This is a genomic window from Nostoc sp. CHAB 5836, assembly GCF_020829445.1.
Classification (GTDB): domain Bacteria; phylum Cyanobacteriota; class Cyanobacteriia; order Cyanobacteriales; family Nostocaceae; genus Nostoc.
The window spans coordinates 1-3,580 of record NZ_JAIVFV010000323.1; the positions used below are offsets into that span (position 1 = coordinate 1).

The window sequence follows — 3,580 nt, forward strand, 5'->3', positions numbered from 1 at the left end:
TGTCCTCTCAATCCGTAGGATGGAATTACTCTCTTCCCACCAGAAGACTTTTTACCAACCGCAAACGCGAGTGCGTCTCGTAAGAGTTGGACACCAAGGAAGGGAGAGAAGAATAAATAGGTAATCTGATCGCAAAAAAGAGTAGTTATTGAAGATTTAACTTGAAACACTTAGGAATAAATTCAGAGTTCCAAGTTGCAATTTCTGATACAGCGACAAGTCAAAATGAGGAAAAACAAGGATTTCCGCCTTTTAGCTTTAACTAAACGCATTCGTCTACTCTTGACTCTGGATAGATGAAAATCTTGCCAGATCAAGTATTGCTTTGATGTAGAATTATTTTTTTACTACGTAAGCTTAAATAAATATTTGCTATAAGAAAGTTAAAGCTTGACCCCGTACTTGGGTATTTACCTGGCCTTTTTCATAAACTATCTCACCACCAACAATGGTGGTTGTAGCCCAGCCGGTGAGGTTCCAGCCTTCAAAGGGACTCCAACGGCATTTGGTTAAAAGTTCCTCGCGTCGGACTGGACGGTATGTATTTAAATCTACAAGCACTAAATCGGCATCGTAACCAGGTGCGATCGCTCCTTTATTAGGAATACCATAAGCCACGGCTACAGCTTTAGACATCCAGTTAACCACTTGAGCCACAGTACACTTTCCCTCCATCGCCGCAGTTAACATCAAAGGGAGGGAAGTTTCCACTCCAGGCATTCCTGAAGGACTATTGGGGTATTCTTGAGCTTTTTCTTCTAAGGTGTGCGGCGCGTGATCTGTAGCGATAAAATCAATCACGCCATCGCGCAAAGCTTGCCAGAGAACTTCGTTGTCGTGGGGCGATCGCAAAGGTGGATTCATTTGTGCTAAAGTGCCAATTGTTTCATAGGCACTAGTATTCAACAACAAATGCTGTGGTGTAACCTCAGCTGTCACCCAACTGGGTTTCTCCTGACGCAGCAACTCTGCTTCTTCGGCAGTTGACATATGTAGAATATGCAGACGACGCTGATATTTTTGAGAAAGCTTTAATGCCAGTTGCGTTGCCAGCATTGCCGCTTGATTATCTTGAATTTGGGAGTGAACGGCTGGATCGTGAATGTTGGCAAATTCTTGGCGGCGTTGATTGATTCTAGCTTGGTCTTCGGCATGAACCGCAATCAAGCGATCGCCTTTAGCAAATATCGCCTCTAATGCTGTTTCGCCATCAACCAGCAATTGACCATGCATCGACCCCATGAAAATCTTAATTCCCGGTGTTGGCTTTGCTAAAAGCAAATCTGGTAAATTGTCTGCTGTTGCCCCAATAAAAAAGCCATAATTAACCAAGGACTTGTGTGAGGCCCGTTCTAGCTTGTCGTCTAAAGCCTGTTGTGTCGTTGTCAGGGGGCGCGTATTGGGCATTTCTAAAAATGTTGTGACTCCGCCTTTAGCGCAGGCACAGCTGGCGGTGAATAAATCTTCCTTATGTTCCAGTCCAGGTTCTCGGAAATGTACCTGCGGATCAATAACTCCTGGCAACAAAGTTAACCCTTCTGCGTCAACTTCAGTGGCTAGTGCCCTTTGGGAGATTTCTGGCGCAACTTCGACGATTTGGCGATCGCGCGTCAACACATCCCCAATCATCAGTTCACCATTGGGTAAGATGATGCTAGCGCGGCGAATCAGTAAAACTTTTGGAGATGACATAGGGATAACCAAGTTCAGACAGGGAGCTATGTATTACGAGAACCATGCTTTTAGGTTAAACTTATTCGCGATCGGAGTAACCAATTTTTGCCGCGCTTTAGAAAAAAGTTTATTTTTAATTAGTCAAGATGCGAACATGACTAAGAAATTAAAATTTTCTCAGTTAGATTAACAGATAAAGTTTCACTAGGCAAGTTAATTACCTCCATTTTTCGTTCAGTTAAGCAATTTCATGCATAATAAAGTGTCTGATAACAACTCTAGTCAACAACCCGATAATTCCTGGATCGCAGAGCTAGGTAGGACAATTGTATTGAGTATTGTTCTAGCTCTGGGAATTCGTACCTTTGTTGCTGAAGCACGCTGGATTCCTTCTGGATCGATGGAACCAACTCTGCACGGTACGCCAAACCAGTGGGAGGCAGACAAAATTATTGTCGATAAGTTGAAGTATAAATTTGCTGACCCACAAAGGGGAGATATTGTCGTATTTTCACCTACGAAGGAGCTACAAAAAGAACAATACCAGGATGCTTTTATTAAACGTGTAATTGGCTTACCTGGAGAAAAAATACAACTTCAGGATGGCAAAGTCTATATCAATAACAAACCCCTCCCAGAAGCCAATTACCTCGGTTCTCAGCAGAGTACAGTCATTGATGTTTGCCAATCAGGGCCACAGCCACCTTTTTTGGCAAAACCCCAGACTATACCAGCCGATTCATATTTAGTACTAGGTGACAATCGTAACAGTAGTTACGATAGTCGCTGCTGGGGTGTTGTCCCCCGTCAAAATATTATTGGACGCGCTGTAGTTCGCTTCTGGCCTCTAAATCATGTTGGAGGAATAGATAAATCGCCAATATATCCATAATAGGACTTACGCATCATACATATGTACTATACGAAGCTTGGGCTTTTGAGCCATATTGAACACCCAACACAGTCAATATGCGACCAAATCAGGGTTGTGTTCAGCGCCTGAAACGTTCATTTTGCCTAACTCATATTATGGTTAATTTGTAAAGTGCGTAAGTCCTACATAATTAACGATTGATATTTAGCTGGAAAGTACACCTACTCTCTACCTCGCCCAGCAATGCAAGGGTTGGTCGAGTGCTAGAGACGTAGTAGTGCTACCTCTCTACAAGGGTTCTGGGTAACGCATATTTAATTTCACCAGATGTCTAATGTTGTAGGTGGAAGGGAGTAAATCCAAAATATTCAATTCAAAATTGCTATGATGCCTTACCTAGCAAAAATTTTACTGTACCCAGTTAAGTCACTGGATGGTATTGAAGTTGAGAACGCTAGAGTTCTTACCAGTGGTTCACTACAGCATGACCGCGAGTTTGCCATTTTTGACGAACAGGGTAGATTTGTCAATGGTAAGCGTCATGCTAAAATCCATTTATTAAGGGCGGGATTTGCACTCTTAAATAGAACTATCTCGTTGCAAGTCCCTGATGGTGGCTCACAACATACTTTTCATTTGGATGAGGAACGGCGAGCATTAGAAGTAACTTTGAGTGATTTTTTTGGGTTTGCTGTCACATTGAGACAAAACTCTCTGATCGGCTTTCCTGACGATACACACTCACCTGGCCCAACGGTAATTAGTACAGCAACGTTGACAGAAGTAGCTTCTTGGTTTCCCGGTTTAAGTGTAGATGAAATGCGCCGTCGGATGCGTGCCAACATCGAGATTGATGGTGTACCAGCATTTTGGGAAGATCAGCTATTTAGTGAACAAGGTGATTTAGTTTCCTTTCGAGTGGCAAATGTTCACTTTTTTGGGGTTAACCCATGTCAGCGTTGTATAGTCCCAACGCGGGATTCTTACTTAGGGGAAACTTACCCAAACTTTCAAAAAATCACTCAAAGTCAC

At 42.8% G+C, this 3,580-nt stretch carries 3 protein-coding genes; 2 read left to right on the forward strand and 1 reads right to left on the reverse strand.

All coding sequences use genetic code 11. The features are described 5' to 3' along the window. Nucleotides 1-372 precede the first annotated feature (372 nt). Nucleotides 373-1,692: a dihydroorotase gene (locus LC605_RS31750; RefSeq protein ID WP_229551365.1), complete on the reverse strand. Its 1,320-nt coding sequence runs from the start codon at nucleotides 1,690-1,692 to the stop codon at nucleotides 373-375. A gap of 232 nt (nucleotides 1,693-1,924) precedes the next feature. Here LC605_RS31750 and lepB point away from each other — a divergent pair, with 232 nt between their 5' ends. Both lepB and LC605_RS31760 read left to right on the forward strand, forming a co-directional pair. After that, nucleotides 1,925-2,566: a signal peptidase I gene (gene lepB / locus LC605_RS31755; protein WP_229551366.1), complete on the forward strand. Its 642-nt coding sequence runs from the start codon at nucleotides 1,925-1,927 to the stop codon at nucleotides 2,564-2,566. Nucleotides 2,567-2,935: 369 nt separating this feature from the next. Continuing rightward, nucleotides 2,936-3,580 (forward strand): MOSC domain-containing protein (locus tag LC605_RS31760; RefSeq protein ID WP_229551367.1); only part of this gene is annotated, 645 nt, incomplete at its 3' end.

Coding starts and splice junctions, on each gene's coding strand:
- LC605_RS31750 (WP_229551365.1), bottom strand. CDS start 1,692: ATGTCATCTCCAAAAGTTTTACTGATTCGCCGCGCTAGCATCATCTTA.
- lepB (WP_229551366.1), top strand. CDS start 1,925: ATGCATAATAAAGTGTCTGATAACAACTCTAGTCAACAACCCGATAAT.